Annotated in this window: 13 protein-coding genes; 11 read left to right on the top strand and 2 right to left on the bottom strand. The window is 71.6% G+C overall.

Annotation, left to right across the window (positions count from 1 at the left end):
- The first annotated feature begins 245 nt into the window (after positions 1 to 245).
- From IF29_RS0105780 to IF29_RS0105765, 4 genes are all read left to right on the top strand, one after another.
- Positions 246 to 1,298, top strand: coding sequence for a sugar ABC transporter substrate-binding protein (locus IF29_RS0105780; protein WP_030250495.1), 1,053 nt, complete (start codon positions 246 to 248; stop codon positions 1,296 to 1,298).
- A 61-nt stretch (positions 1,299 to 1,359) separates the two neighbouring features.
- A complete protein-coding gene (locus tag IF29_RS0105775; protein ID WP_051724941.1) occupies positions 1,360 to 2,973 on the top strand; it encodes a sugar ABC transporter ATP-binding protein in 1,614 nt (537 codons plus the stop codon).
- Positions 2,960 to 4,051 (top strand): ABC transporter permease, encoded by a 1,092-nt coding sequence (locus tag IF29_RS0105770; RefSeq protein ID WP_084713606.1) that lies wholly within the window; start codon positions 2,960 to 2,962, stop codon positions 4,049 to 4,051. Before IF29_RS0105775 ends, IF29_RS0105770 begins: the two co-directional genes overlap by 14 nt.
- A 23-nt stretch (positions 4,052 to 4,074) precedes the next feature.
- On the top strand, positions 4,075 to 4,770 hold the full coding sequence (locus IF29_RS0105765) for a FadR/GntR family transcriptional regulator (RefSeq protein ID WP_030250488.1): 696 nt from the start codon (positions 4,075 to 4,077) through the stop codon (positions 4,768 to 4,770).
- Here the strand turns inward: IF29_RS0105765 and IF29_RS0105760 are convergent.
- Positions 4,764 to 5,399: an NAD(P)-dependent oxidoreductase gene (locus IF29_RS0105760; RefSeq protein WP_030250485.1), complete on the bottom strand. Its 636-nt coding sequence runs from the start codon at positions 5,397 to 5,399 to the stop codon at positions 4,764 to 4,766. The genes IF29_RS0105765 and IF29_RS0105760 overlap by 7 nt on opposite strands.
- A gap of 406 nt (positions 5,400 to 5,805) precedes the next feature.
- Between IF29_RS0105760 and IF29_RS0105755 the strand changes: the two genes are divergently transcribed.
- Entirely contained in the window at positions 5,806 to 7,230 is a 1,425-nt protein-coding gene (locus IF29_RS0105755; RefSeq protein ID WP_030250482.1) for a chitinase, read from the top strand.
- Positions 7,231 to 7,282: 52 nt separating this feature from the next.
- Positions 7,283 to 9,496: an RICIN domain-containing protein gene (locus IF29_RS0105750; protein ID WP_030250480.1), complete on the top strand. Its 2,214-nt coding sequence runs from the start codon at positions 7,283 to 7,285 to the stop codon at positions 9,494 to 9,496.
- Here IF29_RS0105750 and IF29_RS0105745 read toward each other — a convergent pair.
- On the bottom strand, positions 9,483 to 10,550 hold the full coding sequence (locus IF29_RS0105745; protein ID WP_198037308.1) for a sigma-70 family RNA polymerase sigma factor: 1,068 nt from the start codon (positions 10,548 to 10,550) through the stop codon (positions 9,483 to 9,485). The two genes, IF29_RS0105750 and IF29_RS0105745, sit on opposite strands and share 14 nt — an antisense overlap.
- 160 nt (positions 10,551 to 10,710) lie before the next feature.
- Between IF29_RS0105745 and IF29_RS0105740 the strand changes: the two genes are divergently transcribed.
- The 5 genes from IF29_RS0105740 to IF29_RS0105720 all read left to right on the top strand — a co-directional run bounded on the left by IF29_RS0105740 (position 10,711) and on the right by IF29_RS0105720 (position 20,458).
- A complete protein-coding gene (locus IF29_RS0105740; RefSeq protein ID WP_030250474.1) occupies positions 10,711 to 12,141 on the top strand; it encodes a DHA2 family efflux MFS transporter permease subunit in 1,431 nt (476 codons plus the stop codon).
- 222 nt (positions 12,142 to 12,363) lie between these two features.
- Positions 12,364 to 14,841, top strand: coding sequence for a lamin tail domain-containing protein (locus IF29_RS0105735; RefSeq protein ID WP_084713604.1), 2,478 nt, complete (start codon positions 12,364 to 12,366; stop codon positions 14,839 to 14,841).
- Between the two features lie 213 nt (positions 14,842 to 15,054).
- Positions 15,055 to 16,590 carry a carboxylesterase/lipase family protein gene (locus tag IF29_RS0105730; RefSeq protein ID WP_030250469.1) on the top strand — a complete coding sequence of 512 codons (1,536 nt, stop codon included), beginning with the start codon at positions 15,055 to 15,057 and terminating at the stop codon, positions 16,588 to 16,590.
- Between the two features lie 149 nt (positions 16,591 to 16,739).
- Complete coding sequence (locus IF29_RS0105725) at positions 16,740 to 18,443, top strand: class I adenylate-forming enzyme family protein (protein WP_037594416.1); 1,704 nt, start codon at positions 16,740 to 16,742, stop codon at positions 18,441 to 18,443.
- Positions 18,444 to 18,736: 293 nt separating this feature from the next.
- Positions 18,737 to 20,458 (top strand): hypothetical protein, encoded by a 1,722-nt coding sequence (locus IF29_RS0105720; protein WP_030250464.1) that lies wholly within the window; start codon positions 18,737 to 18,739, stop codon positions 20,456 to 20,458.
- Positions 20,459 to 20,587 lie beyond the last annotated feature (129 nt).

Here is a 20,587-nt window from a genome sequence, read left to right as displayed (position 1 = left end):
CAAGTATTCATCGGAGGACTTGCCGGAAAACGTCTCAGTGCGGTCCGGTGGCCCCGGTCGCCGTCAGCAATTTTCCGTCAGCGCCAACGGCTTTTGCGCAGCTCCGGGGAGTTTCGGACGGGCGCCCTCCAGTTTCCGGAAAATTCATCGGAGGACACCCCTTGTCGGCCCCGCTTCCACCCTCGTATTCTCCGTTGCGCCCAGCCGCTGCACACCGATCGCACAGGCAGAGAAAAGAGTGAGCAATGAAGCTCGCAGGATCCCGCACCGCAGCCGCAGCAGCCACCGTCCTCGCCGTCGCCGCACTCGCCACCGCCTGCAACCGGGGCAGCACCACCAGCTCCGCCTCGGGCGGTGCGGCCAAGTCGCCGATAGGCATCGACCTGCCGCGCTCCGACTCGGACTTCTGGAACTCCTACGCCCAGTACATCAACAAGTTCGTCGCCGCCGACGGTGACGCCACCCTGCCCATCAGCAACTCGCAGAACGACATCACCAAGCTGGTGGCCAACGTCCAGGTCTTTGAGAACACCGGGGCCAAGGCCGTGGTGATGGCGCCGCAGGACACCGGGGCCATCGCCTCCACCCTGGACGCCCTGGCCGCCAAGAACATCCCGGTGGTGAGCGTCGACACCCGGCCCGACAAGGGCAAGGTCTACATGGTGGTGCGCGCCGACAACCGCGCCTACGGCACCAACGCCTGCCAGTTCCTGGGCAAGCAGCTGGCCGGCAAGGGCAAGGTCGCCGAGTTCGAGGGCGACCTCACCTCGATCAACGGCCGGGACCGCTCCGAGGCCTTCGCCTCCTGCATGAAGCAGAACTTCCCCGGCATCACCGTCTACCCGCTGGTCACCAACTGGGACGGCTCGGTCGCCTCCAGCAAGCTGCAGACCCTGCTCGCCCAGCACCCCGACATCAACGGCCTCTACATGCAGGCCGGCGGGGTGTTCCTGCAGCCCACGCTGGCCCTGCTGCAGCAGAAGGGGCTGCTCAAGCCGGCCGGCACCGCCGGGCACATCACCATCATCTCCAACGACGGCATCCCGGCCGAGTTCGACGCCATCCGCAAGGGCCAGATCGACGCCACCATCTCCCAGCCGGCCGACCTCTACGCCAAGTACGCGCTGTACTACGCGGAGGCCGCGGTCCAGGGCAAGACCTTCAAGCCGGGCCCGACCGACCACAACTCCACCATCATCCAGCTGCCCAACGGGCTGGAGGACCAGCTGCCGGCCCCGCTGGTGACCAAGGCCAACGTCGACGACAAGACGCTGTGGGGCAACACCATCGGCAAGTGACCGGCGCCTCGTCCACGGCGCACCCAGCGCCGCAGCACCCCAGCGAAAGGACGGCAACCCCGTGCCGGACCGAGTGCCCGAACCAGCCCTGGAGCCAGAACCGGAGCTCCCGGCCCCCGTCGTGGAGGCCACCGGGATCTCCAAGCGCTACGGCGCCACCGTCGCGCTCCACCAGGCCCGGATCACGGTCCGGCCGGGCGAGTCGCACGCCCTGGTGGGGCGGAACGGGGCCGGCAAGTCGACCCTGGTCTCCGTCCTCACCGGGATGCAGCGCCCCGACAGCGGCAGCCTGCGCTTCCACGGCGAGCCCGCCCCGGCCCTCGGCGACACCGACGCCTGGCGGGCCCGGGTGGCCTGCGTCTACCAGCACTCCACCATCCTCCCGGACCTCAGCGTCGCCGAGAACCTCTTCTTGAACAGGCAGAGCGCCGCAGCGCCACGCCCGATCCGCTGGCGCGAACTGCGCCGCCGCGCCGCCGACCTGCTCACCGAGTACGGCGTCGACATCGACCCGGCCCGGCGGGCCAGGGAACTGACGGTGGAGCAGCGGCAGTTCGTGGAGATCGCCCGGGCGCTGTCCTTCGGCGCCCGGTTCATCGTGCTGGACGAGCCCACGGCCAAGCTGGACGCCCGGGGCATCGACCGGCTCTTCGGCAAGCTCCGCGAGCTCCAGCAGCGGGGCGTGGCCTTCCTGTTCATCTCGCACCACCTGGCCGAGGTGTTCGAGCTGTGCACCACGGTCACCGTTTACCGGGACGCCCGGCACATCCTCACCACCGGGGTGGCCGGGCTCAGCCCCGACGCCCTGGTGGAGGCGATGACCGGCGAGCAGCCGGCCCCGACGGCCGCCCCCGCCGGCGCGGCCGGGGCCGCGACCGGGACCGGGAAGGGCGCCGAACTGCTGCGGGTCACCGGCCTCACCCTGCCCGGTGCCTTCCAGGACGTCACCCTCTCGCTGCACGCCGGCGAGGTGCTCGGCCTGGCCGGCGGCGCGGCCAGCGGCAACGTCCGGCTCGGCGAGACCCTGGCCGGGCTGCACCGGGCCAGGTCCGGCCGGATCGAGGTGGCCGGCGAGGCGGTGCGCGGCGGCGACGTCCCGGCGGCGCTGGCCGCCGGGGTCGGCCTGGTGCCCGAGGACCGCCGGGCCCAGGGACTGGTGCTGCAGCGCAGCGTGGCGGAGAACGCCACCCTGACGGTCAGCGACCAGCTGGGCCGCTACGGCACCGTACTGCCGTCGCGGATCCGGGAGTTCGCCCAGCGGATGGTCACGGACCTGGACATCAAGACACCGAGGTCGGACACTCCGGTCTCGGCCCTGTCCGGGGGCAACCAGCAGAAGGTGGTGGTTGCCAGGGCACTGGCCACCGACCCGCAGGTGCTGGTGGCGATCCGCCCCACCAACGGCGTCGATGTGAAGTCCAAGGAGTTCCTGCTGGCCAGGATCCGCCGGGTGGCCGACCAGGGCCGTTCGGCGCTGGTGGTCTCCGACGAGCTGGACGACCTGCGCGGCTGCGACCGGGTGGTGGCCATGTTCCACGGCGGGGTGGTCGCCGAGTTCGGCCCCGGCTGGACCGACGAACAGCTGGTGGCCGCCATGGAGGGGATGGCCGCCGGTACGCACCAGAGCGGGCACCGGAACGAGACCGAGAGGGAGAACGACGATGTCCAGCAGTGAGCTCGCCCCGAAGGCGGAGGCCGCCGCCGCCGCGCCGGCCGCACCGGCAGCCGGCTCAGGGGCCGGCGCGGGGACCGGCACCGGCTCCGAACCGGCGGCCGCCCGGGACGGCTTCTCCTTCGCCCGCTACCGGGAGCTGTCGCTGATCCCGGTGCTGCTGGTGATGTGCGTGATCGGCTTCATCGTCTCGCCGGCCTTCCTGACCTCGGCCAATCTGCTCGGGGTGGCCCAGCAGGCCACCGAGCTGAGCCTGCTGGTGCTGGCCGAGGCACTGATCCTGATCTCGGGGCGGATGGACCTGTCGCTGGAGTCCACCATCGGCGTCGCCCCGGTGATCGCGGTGTGGCTGGTGCTGCCCCAGCACGGCGGCCGGTTCCAGGGGCTGGCCCTGATGCCGACCTGGACCGCGATCCCGCTCTGCCTGCTGGTGGGCGCGCTGATCGGCGGGCTGAACGGCTTCCTGATCCTGAAGCTGCGGCTGAACGGCTTCATCGTCACCCTGGGCGCCCTGACCATGCTCCGCGGGCTGCAGATCGCGGTCTCCCGGGGCCAGTCCATCGTGGAGCTGCCCAGCTCCTTCACCTACCTGGGCCGGGCCTCCTGGCTGGGGGCGCCGGCCTCGATCTGGGTCTGCGCGCTGCTGTTCCTGGTCGGCGGCCTGGCCATGGGCTGGCTCAGGCACGGCCGGGCGCTGTACGCCATCGGCGGCAACACCGAGGCGGCCCGCACCGCGGGTATCAGGGTGGACCGGGCGGTGTGGTCGGTGCTGGTCATCGGCGGGGTACTGGCTGCTTTCGCCGGTATTCTCTACACCGGCCACTACGGCTCGATCTCGGCGGACCAGGGCAGCGGCTGGATCTTCCAGGTCTTCGCGGCGACGGTGATCGGCGGGGTCAGCCTGAACGGCGGCCGCGGCACCCTGTTCGGCGCGCTGACCGGGGTGCTCACCCTGCAGCTGGTCGTCAATGTGATGACCCTGGCCGGGGTGCCCCCGCTGTGGAACCAGTTCCTGAACGGCGCGATCATCATCCTCGCGCTGATCATCTCCCGCTTCGCCGCCGGCGAGCAGCAGGAGTAGTACCGACCGACCCGAGGAGTGCCATGGCCGTCACCGACGAGGCGATCGCCCGGATCAAGGAGATGATCGTCACCGGCCTGCTGCCGGCCGGCGCCCGGCTGCCGCGCGAGGAGGACCTGGCGGTCCAGCTCGGGATCTCCCGCAACTCGCTGCGGGAGGCGGTCAGGGCACTCACCGCGATGCGGATCCTGATCAGCAGGCAGGGCGACGGCACCTATGTCTCCAGCCTGGAGCCGCAGCTGCTGCTGGAGGAGCTGTCCTTCGTCGCGGACGTCTCGCACGGCGACTCGGCGGCCCAACTCCTGGAGGTGCGGCGGCTGCTGGAGCCGCAGGCGACGGCGCTGGCGGCACACCGGATCACCGACGAGGGCCTGGCGGCGCTGCGGGTGGTGCTGGAGAGCAGCATGAAGGCCGACAGCGTGGAGACCTTCATCGCCTGGGACATCGCCTTCCACCGGGCGATCGTGGACACCGTCGGCAACCCGGTTCTGTCGCTGCTGCTGGACACCCTGTCCACGCACACCCAGCGGGTCCGCATCGTCCGCGGCGCCCACCTGGCCACTGCGCTGGAGTCGGTGCACCGGGAGCACGAGGCCATCCTCCGCGCCCTGGAGGCCCACGACGGCCAGCTCGCCGCCTCCGCCGCGATGCTGCACGTCTCGGCGGTGGAGCAGTGGCTCCAGGCGCGCACCACCGATTTGCTGTCGGGCGGTCAGTAGGCGATCCCCACCGGCTGCTTGACCGTGGCCGGGTCGTCCAGCGCGGCGAGCATGGCGTGGGCGACGTCGGCCCGGGAGATGGACCAGCCCTTGGGCACCGCGGCGCCGACGGTCCGGCGGTAGCCGCCGGTCAGCGGCGCGTCCTTGAGCTGGGGCGGCCGGAACGAGGTCCACTCCAGGTCGGAGGCGGCCAGCGTGGCCTCCATGTCCGCCAGGTCCGCGTAGACGCCCTTGAGCACCCTCCGGATCATCGGGGTGGCCAGGTAGCGCAGCAGCAGCGCGTCGTGCTCCGGGACCGGGAAGAGCGGGGCGGCGCTGATCACCACGATCCGACGGACCTCGGCGGCGCCCATGGCCTGGACGATCGCCGCGGTGGCGGCCCCGGCGATCCCGGGCGACCTGCGGCCGTGCGGCCCGAGGCCGGAGAGCACCGCGTCCCGCCCGGTCAGGTGCGGGACCAGCGACCAGCCGTCGGTGACGTCGGCGGTGACGATCCGCAGCCCGGGGTCGACCAGCGGCAGCCTGGCCTTCTCCCGCACCACGGCGGTGACCTGGTGCCCGGCGTCCAGGGCCTGCCGGACGATCTGTCCGCCGACCCCGCCGGTGGCACCGAAGACTGTGACGTTCATGACTTCTCCTTCGTGGTGGGGCACTCACCCCTCTGACGCCCGACACCCGAAGAGTGTGACCGCCGTGACTGTTGTCCTTCCGCTGAGTGTTGATCGCTGAAAATGAGAGCGCTCTCAGAAACACTTGACGACCATTCAACGGTCGTGATCCCGATCGAAGTTCACAGCACCCGGGGTGAGCTGGGCAGACGGATGTAACAACGCCCGGATTACCAACTCAAATTGGCCCAGACCATTGACGTGGCCATGTGACATGAGTTCAATCAGGCCCTGAGCACAGTTGCCGAGAGAGCGCTCACTGCGTTCATTTCCTGAACGCTCGTCGGCCTGCCCGGGGCAACACCCCCACCGTCCCCGGGCGCACCCCCACCGTCCCCAGGAGGACACCGCCATGCTCAGGTTCAGCATGCCCAGAGCCCGATCAGCCGTCACCGCCGCACTCGTCGTCCCGCTGGCCGCAGCCGGACTGGTGCTCAGTGGCAGCGGCGCCGCGCACGCGGCCGCCAACCCGGGCCCGGGCTTCCCGGCGCACTACGCCGCGCCCTACGTGGAGACCTGGAACTCCCCCTCCGCGATGGCCTCCGCCGAGTCCGCCACCGGGCTGAAGTACTTCACCCTGGCCTTCGTCATCGCCGGCAGCGGCTGCACCCCGACCTACAACGGCGACACCTCGATCTCGGACGCGAGCTGGACCAGCGCCATCAACACGCTGCGGGCCTCCGGCGGCGACGTCATCGCCTCCTTCGGCGGAGCGTCCGGGACCGAGCTGGCCCAGGCCTGCACCACCGTCGCCTCGCTGCAGGCCGCGTACAAGACGGTCATCGACACGCTCAACCTGACCCGGGTCGACCTGGACGTCGAGGGCGCGGCGCTGGACGACACCGCCGCCAACGACCGCCGCAACCAGGCGCTGGCCAACCTGCAGACCGCGTACGCCGCTTCGGGGAAGACGCTGTCGGTGGACTACACCCTGCCGGTGGACCCGTCCGGCCTGGAGTCCAACTCGCTCAGCCTGCTGAACAACGCCAAGAGCCACAACCTCAACGTCAACCTGGTCAACATCATGACCATGGACTACGGGCCCAACGAGGACATGGGCGCGGCCGCGATCAGCGCCGCCAACGGGCTGCACAGCCAGCTCGGCGCGATCTGGACCAGCAAGACCTCGGCCCAGCTCTGGGCCATGGAGGGGAACACCCCGATGCTCGGGGTCAACGACTCCACCAACGAGGTGTTCAGCACCGCCAACGCCTCCAGCCTGGAGAGCTTCGCCGCGAGCAACGGCATCCAGGAGCTGTCGTACTGGTCGCTGGGCCGTGACAAGGCCTGCGCCGCGATCGGCACCTACTCCGACACCTGCAGCGGCACCGCGCAGAGCACCTACCAGTTCGCCTCCATCTTCAACGGGCTGACCGGCGGCAGCAGCGGCGGCGGTGGCACCACCGCGCCGACCGGCGCGATCACCGGCTACGGCGGCAAGTGCGTGGACGTCGCCGGCGCCGCCACCGCCAACGGCACCGCGGTCCAGCTCTACGACTGCAACGGCACCGGCGCGCAGAGCTGGACCGTCGCCGCCAACGGCTCGCTGCAGGCGCTCGGCAAGTGCATGGACGTCACCGCGGCCGGCACCGCCAACGGCACCCAGATCCAGCTGTACGACTGCAACGGCACCGGCGCCCAGCAGTGGACGCACCAGAGCAACGGCGAACTGGTCAACACGGCCTCCGGCAAGTGCCTCGACGCCACCGGGCCCAGCTCGGCCAACGGCACCCGGCTGCAGATCTGGACCTGCGCCGACAGCGCCAACCAGCAGTGGACCATCCCGAGCTGACCCCGCCCGCGCGCAACCCGTCGTCACCCCGACGACCCCTTGGAAGGCACCCATGCGAAAAGCTCAGAAGGCGCGCGCGGCGATAGCCGCGTCGGCGCTGGTCGCCGGCGGTCTGACCGTCGCGCTCGTCCCCTCCGCCTCGGCCGCCTCGGCGACCGTCAGCTCCGGGACGACCTACACCGTCACCAACGTCAACAGCGGCAAGTGCGTCGACGCCGCCGCCGCGGCCACCGCCAACGGCACCGCGGTCCAGCAGTACACCTGCAACGGCACCACCGCCCAGCAGTGGGTCTTCACCGCCACCAGCGGCGGCTACTACCAGGTCGGCAGCGCCAACAGCGCCGCGCAGGTGTGGGACGTCACCAACGTCTCCACCGCCGACAGCGCCCTGGTCCAGCTGTGGGCCTACGGCGGCGGCAACAACCAGCAGTGGCTGCCGGTCGCCGAGGCCAGCGGCAGCTACCACTTCGTCAACCGCAACAGCGGCAAGTGCCTGGACACCCCGTCGGCCTCCACCGCCGACAGCGTCCAGCTGCAGCAGTACACCTGCAACGGCACCGCCGCCCAGTCGTTCAACCTCACCACCACCGCCGGGGGCGGGACGACGACACCGCCGGCCGGCACCCCGGACTTCGGCTCCAACGTGCTGACCTTCGACCCGTCGGAGTCCAGCGCCACCATCCAGAGCCAGATCGACGCGGTCTACAACAGCCAGCAGACCAACCAGTTCGGCACCCAGCGCTACGCCCTGCTGTTCAAGCCCGGCTCGTACAACGTCAACGTCCCGGTGGGCTTCTACACCCAGGTACTGGGCCTCGGCCAGAACCCCAACCAGGTCACCATCACCGGCGGCGGCGTCAACGCCGACGCGCAGTGGGACGGCGGCAACGCCACCCAGAACTTCTGGCGCTCCGTCGAGAACCTCACCGACAGCCCGTCCAGCGGGACGGTCAAGTGGGCCGTCTCGCAGGCCTCGCCGATGCGCCGGGTGCACGTCACCGGCAACATGGTGCTGGACGACAACGGCGGCTGGTCCAGCGGCGGTTCGCTGAGCGACTCGCAGATCAACGGGCAGATCAACTCCGGCAGCCAGCAGCAGTGGCTGTCACGCAACAGCTCCTGGGGCAGCTGGACCGGCTCCAACTGGAACATGGTCTTCGTCGGCGACACCAACGCGCCCTCGAACAGCTTCCCCAGCCCGCCCTACACCACGGTCGCGCAGACCCCGACCATCGCCGAGAAGCCGTACCTCTACGTCGACTCCTCCGGCAACTACCAGGTCTTCGTCCCCAGTGACCGGACCAACAGCAGCGGCAGCACCTGGTCCGCCACCGGCAACACGGCCGGCACCTCGCTGCCGATCAGCCAGTTCTACATCGCCAAGCCGACCGACACCGCGGCCACCATCAACGCGGCGCTGGCGGCCGGTCAGAACCTGCTGTTCACCCCGGGCGTCTACCACCTCACCGACACCATCAGGGTGACCCGGGCCGACACCGTGGTGCTCGGCCTCGGCCTGGCCACGCTGGAGGCCGACAACGGCGTCACCGCGATGTCCACCGCCGACGTCAACGGCATCCGCATCGGCGGGCTGCTGTTCGACGCCGGGACCACCAACTCCCCGGTGCTGCTGCAGGTCGGCCCGACCGGTTCGACCGCCGACCACAGCGCCGACCCGACCGTGCTGTCCGACGTCTTCGCCCGCATCGGCGGCGCGGCCGTCGGCAAGGCGACCGTCAGCGTGCAGGTCAACAGCAACAACGTGATCGGCGACGACTTCTGGCTGTGGCGCGCCGACCACGGCAGCGGGGTCGGCTGGACCTCCAACACCGCGCAGAACGGCCTGGTCGTCAACGGCGCCAACGTCACCATGTACGGGCTGGCCGCCGAGCACTACCAGCAGTACGCGGTGCTCTGGAACGGGAACGGGGGCCGCACCTACTTCCTGCAGAACGAGCTCCCGTACGACCCGCCGAACCAGGCCAGTTGGATGAACGGCAGCACCAACGGCTACGCCGCCTACAAGGTGGCCGCCGGGGTCACCAGCCACGAGGCCTGGGGGCTGGGCGTGTACTGCTACTTCAACGTCAACTCCTCGGTCGTGGCGGACCACGCCATCGAGGTCCCGCAGGTCTCCGGCGTGAAGCTGCACGACATGGTCACCGTGTCGCTCGGCGGCGTCGGCACCATCAGCCACATCGTCAACAGCACCGGAGGCCCGTCCAACTCCTCCACCAACGTGGCGGACCTGGTCAGCTACCCGTAGCCGGCCCGTCCACCGCAACGCCCCGCCCCGCCGAGGTCCGCTCCTCGGCGGGGCGGACCCGTTCCAGCCCGAACACCGGGAACAGCGACAGGTCCTGGAAGGCGTTGATCCGGGTGACCGCGCCGCCGTCCTGATCCAGCGTCAGCACCTGGATGGAGTGCGCGTGCAGGCTGCCGTCCGGATCCAGCCGGTAGGTCGCCAGCGCGGGCTGCCCGTTGGCCGCGGTCCGCACCGCCCGGATCCGCTGCGAGGTGATCAGGACCCGGGTGGACAGGAACCGCACCGCCGCGTCCCGCCCGCTGAACCAGTCCGGGTGCGGCGGCATCTCCAGCACCACGTCCCGCGCCAGCAGCCGGCTCACCGCGACCATGTCCCCGGCCTCGAACGCGGCGGCATAGCTGTCCAGCAGGGCCCGGCGGCGCGGGTCGCGCGGCTCGCGCACCCGCTCCTCGGCCAGCGCGGCCTGGTCGATCTGGGCCCTGGCCCGCTGCAGCAGGCTGTTGACGGCGAACACCGAGACCCCGAGCAGCTCGGCCACCTCGGCCGCCCGCCAGTCCAGCACCTCGCGCAGGATCAGCACCGCCCGCTGCCGCGGCGGCAGGTACTGCAGCGCCGCGACCAGCGCCAACCGCACCCCGGCCCGCGAGGCGACCACGGCCGCCGGGTCGGCGGGGTCGGTGCCACCGGGCCCGAAGCCGATCAGTGCGTCCGGGATCGGCTGCAGCCAGGGCACCTCCGGGAGCGGCCGGCGCAGCGGCCCGTCCAGCGCGCTGTTGGACGTCCCCAGCCCGGACGGCAGCGGCCGCCGGCTGCGGCCCTCCAGCGCGCGCAGACAGGCGTTGGTGGCGATCCGGTACAGCCAGGTGCGCAGCGAGGAGCGCCCCTCGAACCGCCCGAAGGAGTTCCAGGCCCGCAGCATGGTCTCCTGCAGCAGGTCCTCGGCGTCGTGCACCGACCCCAGCATCCGGTAGCAGTGCGCCAGCAGCTCCCGCCGGAACGGATCGGTGAGCCGGACGAAGTCCTCGCTGCGCTCCATGGTCTCCACCATCGCCATCGCCATCCCTAATCGGTCCCAGTGTGTGCCGTCCTCGGCCCCGACGAGTACTGATCCCGGCGGTGAGCGGAACTCATCGGTGAATCGGGGCGACCCCCCGGATCGGTACCGGGTGATTCGCCACCCGTCCCGACCGCTATCGCTCCGAGGAGCAGTGAGCATGTCCTCCGTCGTCAGCACCCCGAAACAGCGCTGGGTCCTCGCCCTGGCCTCGACCTCCTCCTTCATGATCGCCATGGACGGCACCGTGGTCGCCACGGCGCTCAGCACGATCCGCCGCGATCTCGGCGCCTCCCTGGAGACCCTCCAGTGGACCGTCAACGCCTACATCCTCAGCTTCGCCGTCCTGCTGCTGACCGGCGCCGCCCTCGGGGACCGCTACGGCCGCCGCCGGATGCTCGCCGTCGGCCTCGGCCTGTTCACCACCGCCTCCGCGGCCTGCGCGCTGGCGCCCGGCATCGGTGCGCTGATCGCCGCCCGCGCGGTCCAGGGCGCGGGCGCGGCACTGGTGCTGCCGCTGGCGATGACCCACCTCAGCGCCGCCTTCCCGCCCCGGCAGCGGGGGCGCGCCCTCGGCCTCTTCAGCGGGCTGACCGGGCTGGCCACCTGCAGCGGCCCCTTCGTCGGCGGAGCGGTCGCGCAGGGGCTGGCCTGGCAGTGGATCTTCTGGATCAACATCCCGATCGGCCTGGTCGCCGTGGTGCTGGTCCGGCTGCGCCTGGACGAGAGCACCGGGCCCACCGTGCGCTTCGACACCGCCGGCGTCGCCCTCGCCACCGGCGGAGCGCTGGGCCTGGTCTGGGGCCTGGTCCGGGGCAACGACGCTGGCTGGGGCAGCGCGGAGGTCCTCGGCGCGCTGGTCGCCGGAGCGGCCCTGAGCGTCGGCTTCGTCGGCTGGGAGCTGCGCAGCGCGGCCCCGATGCTGCCGATGCGCTTCTTCCGCAACCGCACCTTCGCGGCCGCCAACACGTCCAACTTCTGCCTGACCGCGGGCCTCTACGGCACCCTGTTCTTCCTGGCGCAGTACCTGCAGACCGCCCTCGGCCACGGGCCGCTGGCGGCGGGGCTGCGGCTGATGACCTGGACCGGGGTGCTGATGGTCTGCGGCCCGGTCGCCGGCAGCCTGGCCGACCGCCTCGGCGAACGTCCGCTGCTGGTCGCCGGGATGCTGCTGCAGGCGACGGGCGGCGCATGGCTGGCGCTGGAGGCCACCCCCTCGCTCCCCTACGACCGGCTGGTCGCACCGCTGTTGATCAGCGGCCTGGGCATCTCCATGGCAATGCCCTGCGCACAGAAGGCCGTTGTCACCGCCGTGGCCCCGGCCGAGATCGGCCAGGCCTCCGGCGCCTTCAACATGCTCCGCCAACTCGGCGGCGTCTTCGGCGTCGCCCTGTGCGCGGCCGTCTTCACCACCTCCGGCAGCTACGCCTCGGCGCGGACCTTCACCGACGGCTTCAGCGCGGCGATGTGGGTGACCGCCGGCCTGGCCCTGGTGGGTGCCCTGGCCGGCACCGCCGTACGGCACACCCGACCGCCGACCCCCACCACGGAACTGCCCACGGACCGACGGGAGGTGGAGGTCACCGGCTGAACCGGACAAACCCTCCCGAACCAGCGTCAAAATCTACGCCCGTAGCCAATGCGCGTAGACCACCTCCCACCGGGGACGATGATCGATCGAAACTTTGTGGCAGCAGTATTCCGAAGTGTCATGCGGGGTTAACCGGAACGGCCCATGATGTGACCTGAATTCGGGTCAGTACTCCCCCGGCACTGCTCCACGTGCATGCTCGGCCCCAGGTCTAGGAGGACCGTGTCCAGATCCCGCGCGCTGCTGGCTGCAACCGCTGCCGCAGCCTCCGTCTGTGCCCTCGCTCTGGTTCCCACCAGCGCCAGCGCCACCGTCTCCGGCGACGTGGTCGTCAACGAGGTCTACGGTGGCGGTGGCAACTCCGGTGCCACACTCACGAACGACTTCATCGAACTGCACAACAACGGCAGCACCGCCGTGGACCTGAGCACCTGGTCGGTCCAGTACATCTCGGCCGCGCCCGGCGCGACGACGACCTGGCAGGTCACCGCGCTGACCGGCAGCATCGCCCCCGGCGGCTCGTACCTGGTCCAGGAGGCCGCCGGCACCGCGGGCACCCAGGCCCTGCCGACCCCGGACGCGACCGGCGCGATCAACATGAGCGGCACCAACGGCACCGTGGCACTGGTCAACTCCCAGACCGCACTGACCTGCAAGACCGCGGCCGACTGCGCCGCCGACACGACCGTCCACGACCTGGTCGGCTACGGCACCGCCGTGGTCCACGAGGGCACCGCGGACGCCCCGGCCGCCAGCAACACCACCTCGGTCTCCCGCGACGCGAACAGCACCGACACCGACCAGAACGGCACCGACTTCAGTGCCGGAACGCCGAGCCCGGTCAACTCCGGTTCGGCGAGCGCCAGTCCGTCCGCCTCGGCCTCCGCGTCGGCCTCCGCCTCCGCGTCCGCGTCGGCGAGCGCCTCCCCGACGGCCACGGCGGGCACCGTCCGGATCCACGACATCCAGGGCACCACCTGGATCTCGCCGCTGAACGGACAGACCGTCAGCAACGTCCCCGGCATCGTCACCGGCGTGCGCGCCTCGGGCAGCACCAAGGGCTTCTGGATCCAGGACCCCAACCCCGACAGCAACCCCGCCACCAGCGAGGGCGTGTTCGTCTACACCGGCTCCGCCCCCACCGTCGCGGTGGGCGACTCGGTGCTGGTCTCCGCCAAGGTCTCCGACTACTACACGCTGGCCAGCGGCACCACCACCGCCAACACCTCGAACCTCTCGGTGACCGAGCTGAGCGCTCCCACCGTGATCACCCTGAGCACCGGCAACGCGCTGCCCGCCGCCATCGTGCTCGGCCCGGACACGGTGCCCAGCACCTACGCCCCCGACCTCGGCGGCGGCAACATCGAGTCCACCCCGATCACCCCCACCCGCTCCGCGCTGGACTACTACGAGTCCATCGAGGGCATGCGGGTCGAGGTCGACGACGCCCGGGTGGTCGGCCCGTCCGACTCCTACGGCGAGCAGTACGTCACCACCAAGCCCACCGAGAAGGTCACCTACCGCGGCGGCACCGAGCTGACGGCGGAGAACGCCACCCCGTCCGGCCGGCTCGAGGTGGTGGCCGACAACGGCACCAACCCCGAGGTCAGCGTGGGTGACACCTTCACCGGCGCGACCATCGGCACCATCGACTACTCCACCTACGGCGGCTACCTGATCGCGGCCACCAGCCTGGGCACCGTGAAGTCGGGCGGCATCGCCCCGGTCGCGGCCAAGGCGGGCTCCGCCAAGGACCTCTCCATCGCCACCTACAACGTGGAGAACCTGGCCCCGCAGAACGCCGACAGCAAGTTCGCGGCGCTGGCCCAGGGCGTGGTCACCAACCTGGCCAAGCCCGACATCATCGCCCTGGAGGAGATCCAGGACAACACCGGCGCCACCGACGACGGCACCGTCGCGGCCGACCAGACCATCGCCAAGCTCACCACCGCGATCGTGGCCGCCGGCGGCCCGCAGTACAGCTACCGCAGCATCGACCCGGTCAACGACCAGGACGGCGGCCAGCCCGGCGGCAACATCCGGGTGGTCTACCTCTTCAACGCCGACCGGGTGAGCTTCGTCGACACCGGCGCCGCCTCGGTGAACCGCTCCACCACCGGCACCCAGGTCTACAAGCTGCACGGCGAGCCCGCGCTGACCCTCTCCCCCGGCCGGGTGGACCCCTCCAGCTACGCCTGGACCTCCAGCCGCAAGCCGCTGGTCGGCGAGTTCTCCTTCAAGGGCAAGCCGGTCTTCGTCATCGCCAACCACTTCGACGCCAAGCTCGGCGACCAGAACGCGGACGGCCGCTACCAGTACCCGCAGCAGACCTCGGCGCTGCAGCGCACCGCCCAGGCCCAGATCCTGCACGACTTCGTCCAGCAGATCCTGGCCATCGACAAGAAGTCCGACGTCGTCGTCCTGGGTGACCTGAACGACTACCAGTTCAGCCCGTCGCTGACCCAGCTGCGCACCGGCACCGGCGACGGCACCGGCAAGTCGATCCTCACCGACCTGATCAGCACGCTGCCGGTGAACGAGCAGTACACCTACGACTACGAGGGCATCTCCGAGGTCCTCGACCACATCCTGGTGACCTCGGGCGTCTCCAAGCCCGTCTACCAGGTGGTCCACGTGAACTCCGAGTTCGCCAACCAGACCAGCGACCACGACCCGCAGGAGGTCCAGTTCAAGCCGTGACCCGGCTGAACTGACCGGACGACACGTCCGACGGTCGGGGCCCCATCCGCGCGAAGCGGGTGGGGCCCTCGGCGTTTCGCGGCCTCCGGCCGTCCGAACGGCACCGCGGGTGCGCGGGTGCGCGGGTTGCGGACCCCGTCGGGACGGCCCTACGGTCGGGGTGGCCGGCGACTGACCACCCATCATGCCGGTTCGACAGCAACGGAGATCGCCTTGACGCAGCATGGTGAGCGGACCGTCGTACGGACTGCGCGGGGAGCGGTCCGCGGCGTTCCGGCGGAGGGCGGCGGCGTCGCCTTCAAGGGCATCCCGTACGCGGCACCGCCGTTCGGGGCCAACCGCTTCCGGCCACCGCAGCCGCCGGCGCCGTGGCAGGGCGAGCGCGACGCCACCGGCTACGGGCCGACCGCACCCAAGCCGCCGTACCCGGCGCCGCTGGACAGCCTGCTCCCCGAGGTCGACATCCCCGGCGAGGACTGCCTCAACCTCAACATCTGGGCTCCGGCCGACCGGGAGCCCGGCGGGCGCCCGGTCATGGTCTGGCTGCACGGCGGCGGGTTCACCAACGGCTCGGGCTCCGTCCCCGGCTACGACGGCTCCCGCTTCGCCCGCGACGGCGTGGTCTGCGTCACCGTCAACTACCGCCTGGGGGTGGAGGGTTTCCTCTACCTCGGTGCGGACGACCCGGCCCCGGCCAACCTGGGCCTGCTGGACCAGATCGCCGCGCTGGAGTGGGTCCGGGACAACATCGCCGACTTCGGCGGGGACCCCGGGCAGGTCACCCTCTTCGGCCAGTCGGCCGGGGCGATGAGCATCGGCACGCTGCTGGCCGTACCCAGGGCGCAGGGCCTGTTCCGGCGGGCGATCCTGCAGAGCGGCGCCGCGCAGCACACCCTCTCCCCCGGCACGGCCGAGCTGGTCGGCCGTCACCTCGCCCGGCGGCTGGGCATCCCGGCCACCCGCGAGGCCTTCGCCGCCGTGCCGTTGGACCGGCTGCTCCCGGTCCAACGCGGTCTGCGCGGAGAGATCTCGGCCGATCCCGAACCGGAGCGGTGGGGGGAGGCGGCACTCAATCTGATGCCCCTGGAACCCGTCGTGGACGGGGACCTGCTCCCCGCGCCGCCGCTGGAGGCGCTGGCGGCCGGCGGAACCGACGGGGCCGCCGCCGGGGTCGACCTGCTGATCGGCTCCAACAGCGACGAGTTCCGCCTCTACCTGACTCCCTCCGGCCTGCTGGACCTGGTGCCCGAGGAGCTGGCCAGGAGGACCGCCGCCGGGTACGGCCTGGACGACCCGGACCGGGCCCTCGCCGTCTACCGCGAGCGGCGGCCCGACGCCTCGCCCGGAGAACTGCTGGCAGCCGTCGCCACCGACTGGTTCTTCCGCATCCCCGCCATCCGCCTGGCCGAGAGCCGCTGGGGGGAGGGCCGCGGCACCGTCCACCTCTACGAGTTCGGCTGGCAGCCGCCCACCTTCGACGGCCGCCTCGGCGCCTGCCACGTCAGCGAGCTGGGCTTCGTCTTCGACAACCTCCAGGACAAGTCCATGGCCGAGCTGCTCGGCACCGATCCCCCGCAGCGGCTGGCCGACACCATGCACGCCGCCTGGGTCGCCTTCGCCGCCACCGGCGACCCCGGCTGGCCGGTGTACGACCGCGACCGCCGCGCCACCATGCACTTCGACCTGGAACCCGAGCTGCGGTACGACCCCAGGCCACGCGAGCGCGAGCTCTGGGAGGGCCGCCGGTGAGGCGGGTCGGGCCGAAGGCTGTGCCGTAGCTGTCCGTTCCCTTCCCGGACCGTCGTGCGCTTGCCAGACTGCACGGACGGGACGCCACCGCACCGGGCGTCCCCACCAGCTGGACCACCAGCGAACCGCGGGAAAGGGGCCGGCCCACGATGCTGCTGCCACCGGGAATGCCGCAGAGCCTGGACTATCCGCACTGCACCGTCGGCGACATCCTCGCCGGGACCGCACCGCGCCACCCGGACCGGGTTGCGCTGCGGGACGGTGAGGAGTCACTGACCTTCGCCGAGCTGTACGACCAGGCGCTGCGCCTGGCCCAGGGGCTGCGGGAGCACGGGGTGAGCCCTGGCGACACGGTGGCCGTGCACCAGCCCAACTCGCTCCGCTTCACCCTCTGTTACTTCGGGGTGCTGCTCGCGGGAGCGGTCGTCAGCCCGCTCAGCCCGCTGCTGCCCGCCGCACCGCTGGCCGAACAGCTCGCCGAGGTCTCCGCCGTCGCGGTGATCACCCACCCGGCCGTCGCCCACGTCCTGGCCGAGGCCCGCGGCCTGGCCGGCGCCGGCGCTCCGGGCAGCGCCCTGCGGTTCGCCGTCGAGGTCCCGGCCAGCCACGCGGCCCCCGGCCGTCCGCCGGGCACCGTGCAGGGCAACATCCCACTGGCCGAACTGCTCACCGCCCAGCCGGCCCCGGCGACCCCGGTCGGCCCCGACGACCTGGCCCATCTCTCCTTCACCGGCGGCACCACAGGCCGCTCCAAGGCCGTGCGGATCCTGCACCGGCACGCGGTCGCCAACGCCCTGCAGATGGGCTGCTGGCGCGGGGCCTCGCTGCCGCGCCTGGACCGAAGCGGCGGGATGTACCTGGAGCAGGTGGCCGAGGCGGTCGGCCCCGGCACCGTACCGATCGGCCGGAGCGTGCTGCTGTCGGTCGCCCCGATGTTCCACGCGATGGGCCTGATCACCCAACTGCTGTGCACCGCCAACGCGACGACCGTGGTGGTCTCCGGCCGCTTCGACCCGGCCCGCTACCTCGCCGAGGCCGAGCGGTGGCAGGTCACCCACCTGGCCGGGTCGCCCGCGCTGTTCCACGCGCTGCTCGCGGCCCCCGGCGTCCACAAGGCCGACCTGTCGTCGGTCCGCCAGGTCAGCTCCGGCGCGGCCCCGCTGGACTCGGAGACCATGGCCCGGCTGCGCGGGCTGCTGCCGCAGGCCGAGATCAGCGAGGGCTACGGGCTCACCGAGGCCACCATGGGGCTCACCGGCCACCCGCCGGAGCAGCCGGCCGCAGCTCCGATCGGCAGCGTCGGGGTACCGGTGTTTGACACCGTGATCGAGATCAGGGACCCGGTCACCCGCGCGGTGCTGCCCACCGGCGAGGTCGGCGAGGTCTGGGCGCGCGGCCCGCAGATCGCCGACGGCTACCACAACCATCCCGAGCTGACGGCCGAGCAGTTCGTCGACGGCTGGCTGCGCACCGGCGACCTGGGCCGCAGCGACCGGGACGGCTGGCTGTACCTGGTGGGCCGAGCAAAGGACATGCTGATCCACAAGGGTTACAACGTCTATCCGGCCCCGCTGGAGGACCTGCTGCACCGGCACCCCGCTGTCGCGGTGGCAGCGGTGGTCGGCGCCCCCGACCCGGCGGCCGGGGAGATCCCGGTCGCCCATGTGATGCTGCGGACCGGCTACGCCCCCTCCCCCGAACTCGCCGACGAGCTGATGGCGCACGTCGCCGCCGCGGTCGCCCCCTACCAACGGGTCCGCGAGATCCACTTCACCGCCGCACTGCCGCTGTCCGCAGCGGGCAAGATCCTCAAGACGGAGCTCCGACGACTGCACCAGGCGCCGGGGGCGTGAAAATCCGAGCGACCACGTCAACGCGCCCTGGCGCGGGACACAGCACACCCTGAGGTGCATCCAACTCCTCTGGGGCAATAGTGTGATGAGCTGCAGCGGTCCGGTGCTGCCCGGCAGCAGCCGCGGGCTGGCGAATGGACGAACCCTGCGGCATGTTCCGCCGGGGATTGGCAGGGTGCGTGCGCCGCTCGCAAGCGCACCCGTATCGTGTGCGTTCACGCAGCACGGGACCACCGCTGCGCATGATTCTGCCCCGACGCCGCAGTCCTCCCTGCCACGAAGCGGACCTCACCATGACGACGATCGACCTGACTAACACCGACGAGACACCAACGGCCCCCGCGGCCACTCCGAACGATGAGCAGCAGTCGGACGTCCTCTCAGGCGTCCGCGACGACCTGCTCAAGTACTCCGCCCAGGGCGGATTCACCCTGACCGCCGAGACCCACGCCTGGTACGCGGCGGTCGGTACGGTGGCCACCCCCGAGGACGCCCGCGCCGCCTCGACCATCCTCGCCGAGCTGCGCGGACGCGACCTGGCGACCGTCCGCGAGGCCGCCGAACTGCTCGACTCCTCCACCCCGCTGAGCGGGCTGGACACCGTGGCGGCGGTGGCCGAGGCCGTCGCCCTGCTGCTCCGGGTGCGCGAGACGCTCGCCACGCTGACCCCCGCCGCGTACCGGTCCGCCGACCTGGACCGGCTCTCCGCCGCGACGGCGAGCGGCGCCGACCGCAAGGCGCAGGGCGTGAAGCTGTCCTGGGGCGACCGCCGCGCGCTGGCCAAGGCCGCCCGCAGGCTCGCCGTCTCCAAGCGCACCCGCAAGGCCACCCTGCACTCCGCGATCAACGCCGCGTCGGCGGAGCGCGCGGACTGGGCGGCGCTCGCCCCGGACACCCTGCCGGCGCTGCCGGAGGACGCCGCGGTGCTGGACAGCGCCCCGTCGGTGGACACCGTCCGTACCGGCCTCGCCGTGCTCGGCCAGCTGCTGCCGGACTCCTCGGACCTGGCCGCACTCCCCTTCGCCGAACTGGCCGAGCTGGTCGACCGGCTGGCCGCCGACGAGGGCACCCTCTACCGGCTGCCCACGCTGCGGGCGCTCCGCGACAGCATCGAGGAGCGGGGCCACGGTGAGCTGCTCGCCGAACTGACGGAGCAGCAGGCCGACGCCGACGCGGTCACCGCCGCCTGCGACCGGCACTTCGGGCCTGCGGCCACGGAGACGGCTGAGGCCGAGGCGGCGGAAGCGGAAGCGGCGGACGCCGAGGTCGTGACCACGACGGTGACCACCACCGCGACCGCCACCGACCTGCTGCCCGCCCCGCGGGCGACGGACGACGCAACAGAGGTCGAGACGGAGGACACGACTGAGGTCGCCGAGGTCGAAGCGGTCGAAGCTGAGGTCGAGGTCGCCGAGGTCGAGGCCGTCGTCGAGGCGGAGACTGAGGTCGAGGTCGAGGTCGAGGCTGAGCCGGTGGTCGAAGCTGAGGCCGAGCCGGTGGCCGAGGTCGAGGCTGAGCCTGTGGCCGCCGCAGTCGAGGCCGAGGACGCTCCGGTCGAAGCCGAGGTGGCCGAGCCTGCCGAGGCGCCCGCCGCCGAGGCGGAGGCTCCCGAGGCCGTGGCCGCCGAGGCCGAGACGCCCGCCGCCGAGGGCGCCGCCGTGGAGGCACCCGCGCCCGAGACCGAGACCGCGCCCGAGGTCGAGCCCGTAGCCGAGGCTGAGCCCACGGCCGTCGCAGCCGAGCCCGAAGCAGTCGAGCCCGCCGCGACTCCCGAGCCCGACGCAGTCGAGCCCGCTGTGAAGCGGCCCCGCAAGCCCTCGTTCACCCCGGGCCGTCCGGTCACTGCCTACTCCGCCGACGAGCTCGTCTCGGTCGTGCGCTGGATCGACGGCGACGGCACCGCCCGTACCGAGGACGAGCTCCTCCGCGCCGCGATGAAGGAGCTGGGCTTCTCCCGCCTCGGCCCCCGCATCAAGGAGGCGCTCGGCGCCGCCATCACCGCAGCCCGGGCCTGATCCGATCATCCGAAGCCCCTGGGACCCGGCCGTGCCGGGTCCCAGGGGCTTCGTGGTTCCGCAACAGCGTTTGCGCACAAGGACATTGACACCCGTACAACAACGGCTGTAGACATCGACCACCCCCTT

The sequence above is a fragment of the Streptacidiphilus jeojiense genome (assembly GCF_000719095.1).
In the GTDB taxonomy this organism is placed as follows: Bacteria; Actinomycetota; Actinomycetes; order Streptomycetales; family Streptomycetaceae; genus Streptacidiphilus; species Streptacidiphilus jeojiensis.
Note: the sequence above shows the minus strand (reverse complement) of the source record. Positions and strands in the feature narration are given on the sequence as shown.

Bases quoted from the DNA above. Each gene is read 5' to 3' on its own strand.
- IF29_RS0105780 (WP_030250495.1), top strand. From the start codon at position 246: ATGAAGCTCGCAGGATCCCGCACCGCAGCCGCAGCAGCCACCGTCCTC.
- IF29_RS0105770 (WP_084713606.1), top strand. From the start codon at position 2,960: ATGTCCAGCAGTGAGCTCGCCCCGAAGGCGGAGGCCGCCGCCGCCGCG.
- IF29_RS0105765 (WP_030250488.1), top strand. From the start codon at position 4,075: ATGGCCGTCACCGACGAGGCGATCGCCCGGATCAAGGAGATGATCGTC.
- IF29_RS0105760 (WP_030250485.1), bottom strand. From the start codon at position 5,399: ATGAACGTCACAGTCTTCGGTGCCACCGGCGGGGTCGGCGGACAGATC.
- IF29_RS0105755 (WP_030250482.1), top strand. From the start codon at position 5,806: ATGCCCAGAGCCCGATCAGCCGTCACCGCCGCACTCGTCGTCCCGCTG.
- IF29_RS0105750 (WP_030250480.1), top strand. From the start codon at position 7,283: ATGCGAAAAGCTCAGAAGGCGCGCGCGGCGATAGCCGCGTCGGCGCTG.
- IF29_RS0105745 (WP_198037308.1), bottom strand. From the start codon at position 10,550: ATGGCGATGGTGGAGACCATGGAGCGCAGCGAGGACTTCGTCCGGCTC.
- IF29_RS0105740 (WP_030250474.1), top strand. From the start codon at position 10,711: ATGTCCTCCGTCGTCAGCACCCCGAAACAGCGCTGGGTCCTCGCCCTG.
- IF29_RS0105725 (WP_037594416.1), top strand. From the start codon at position 16,740: ATGCTGCTGCCACCGGGAATGCCGCAGAGCCTGGACTATCCGCACTGC.
- IF29_RS0105720 (WP_030250464.1), top strand. From the start codon at position 18,737: ATGACGACGATCGACCTGACTAACACCGACGAGACACCAACGGCCCCC.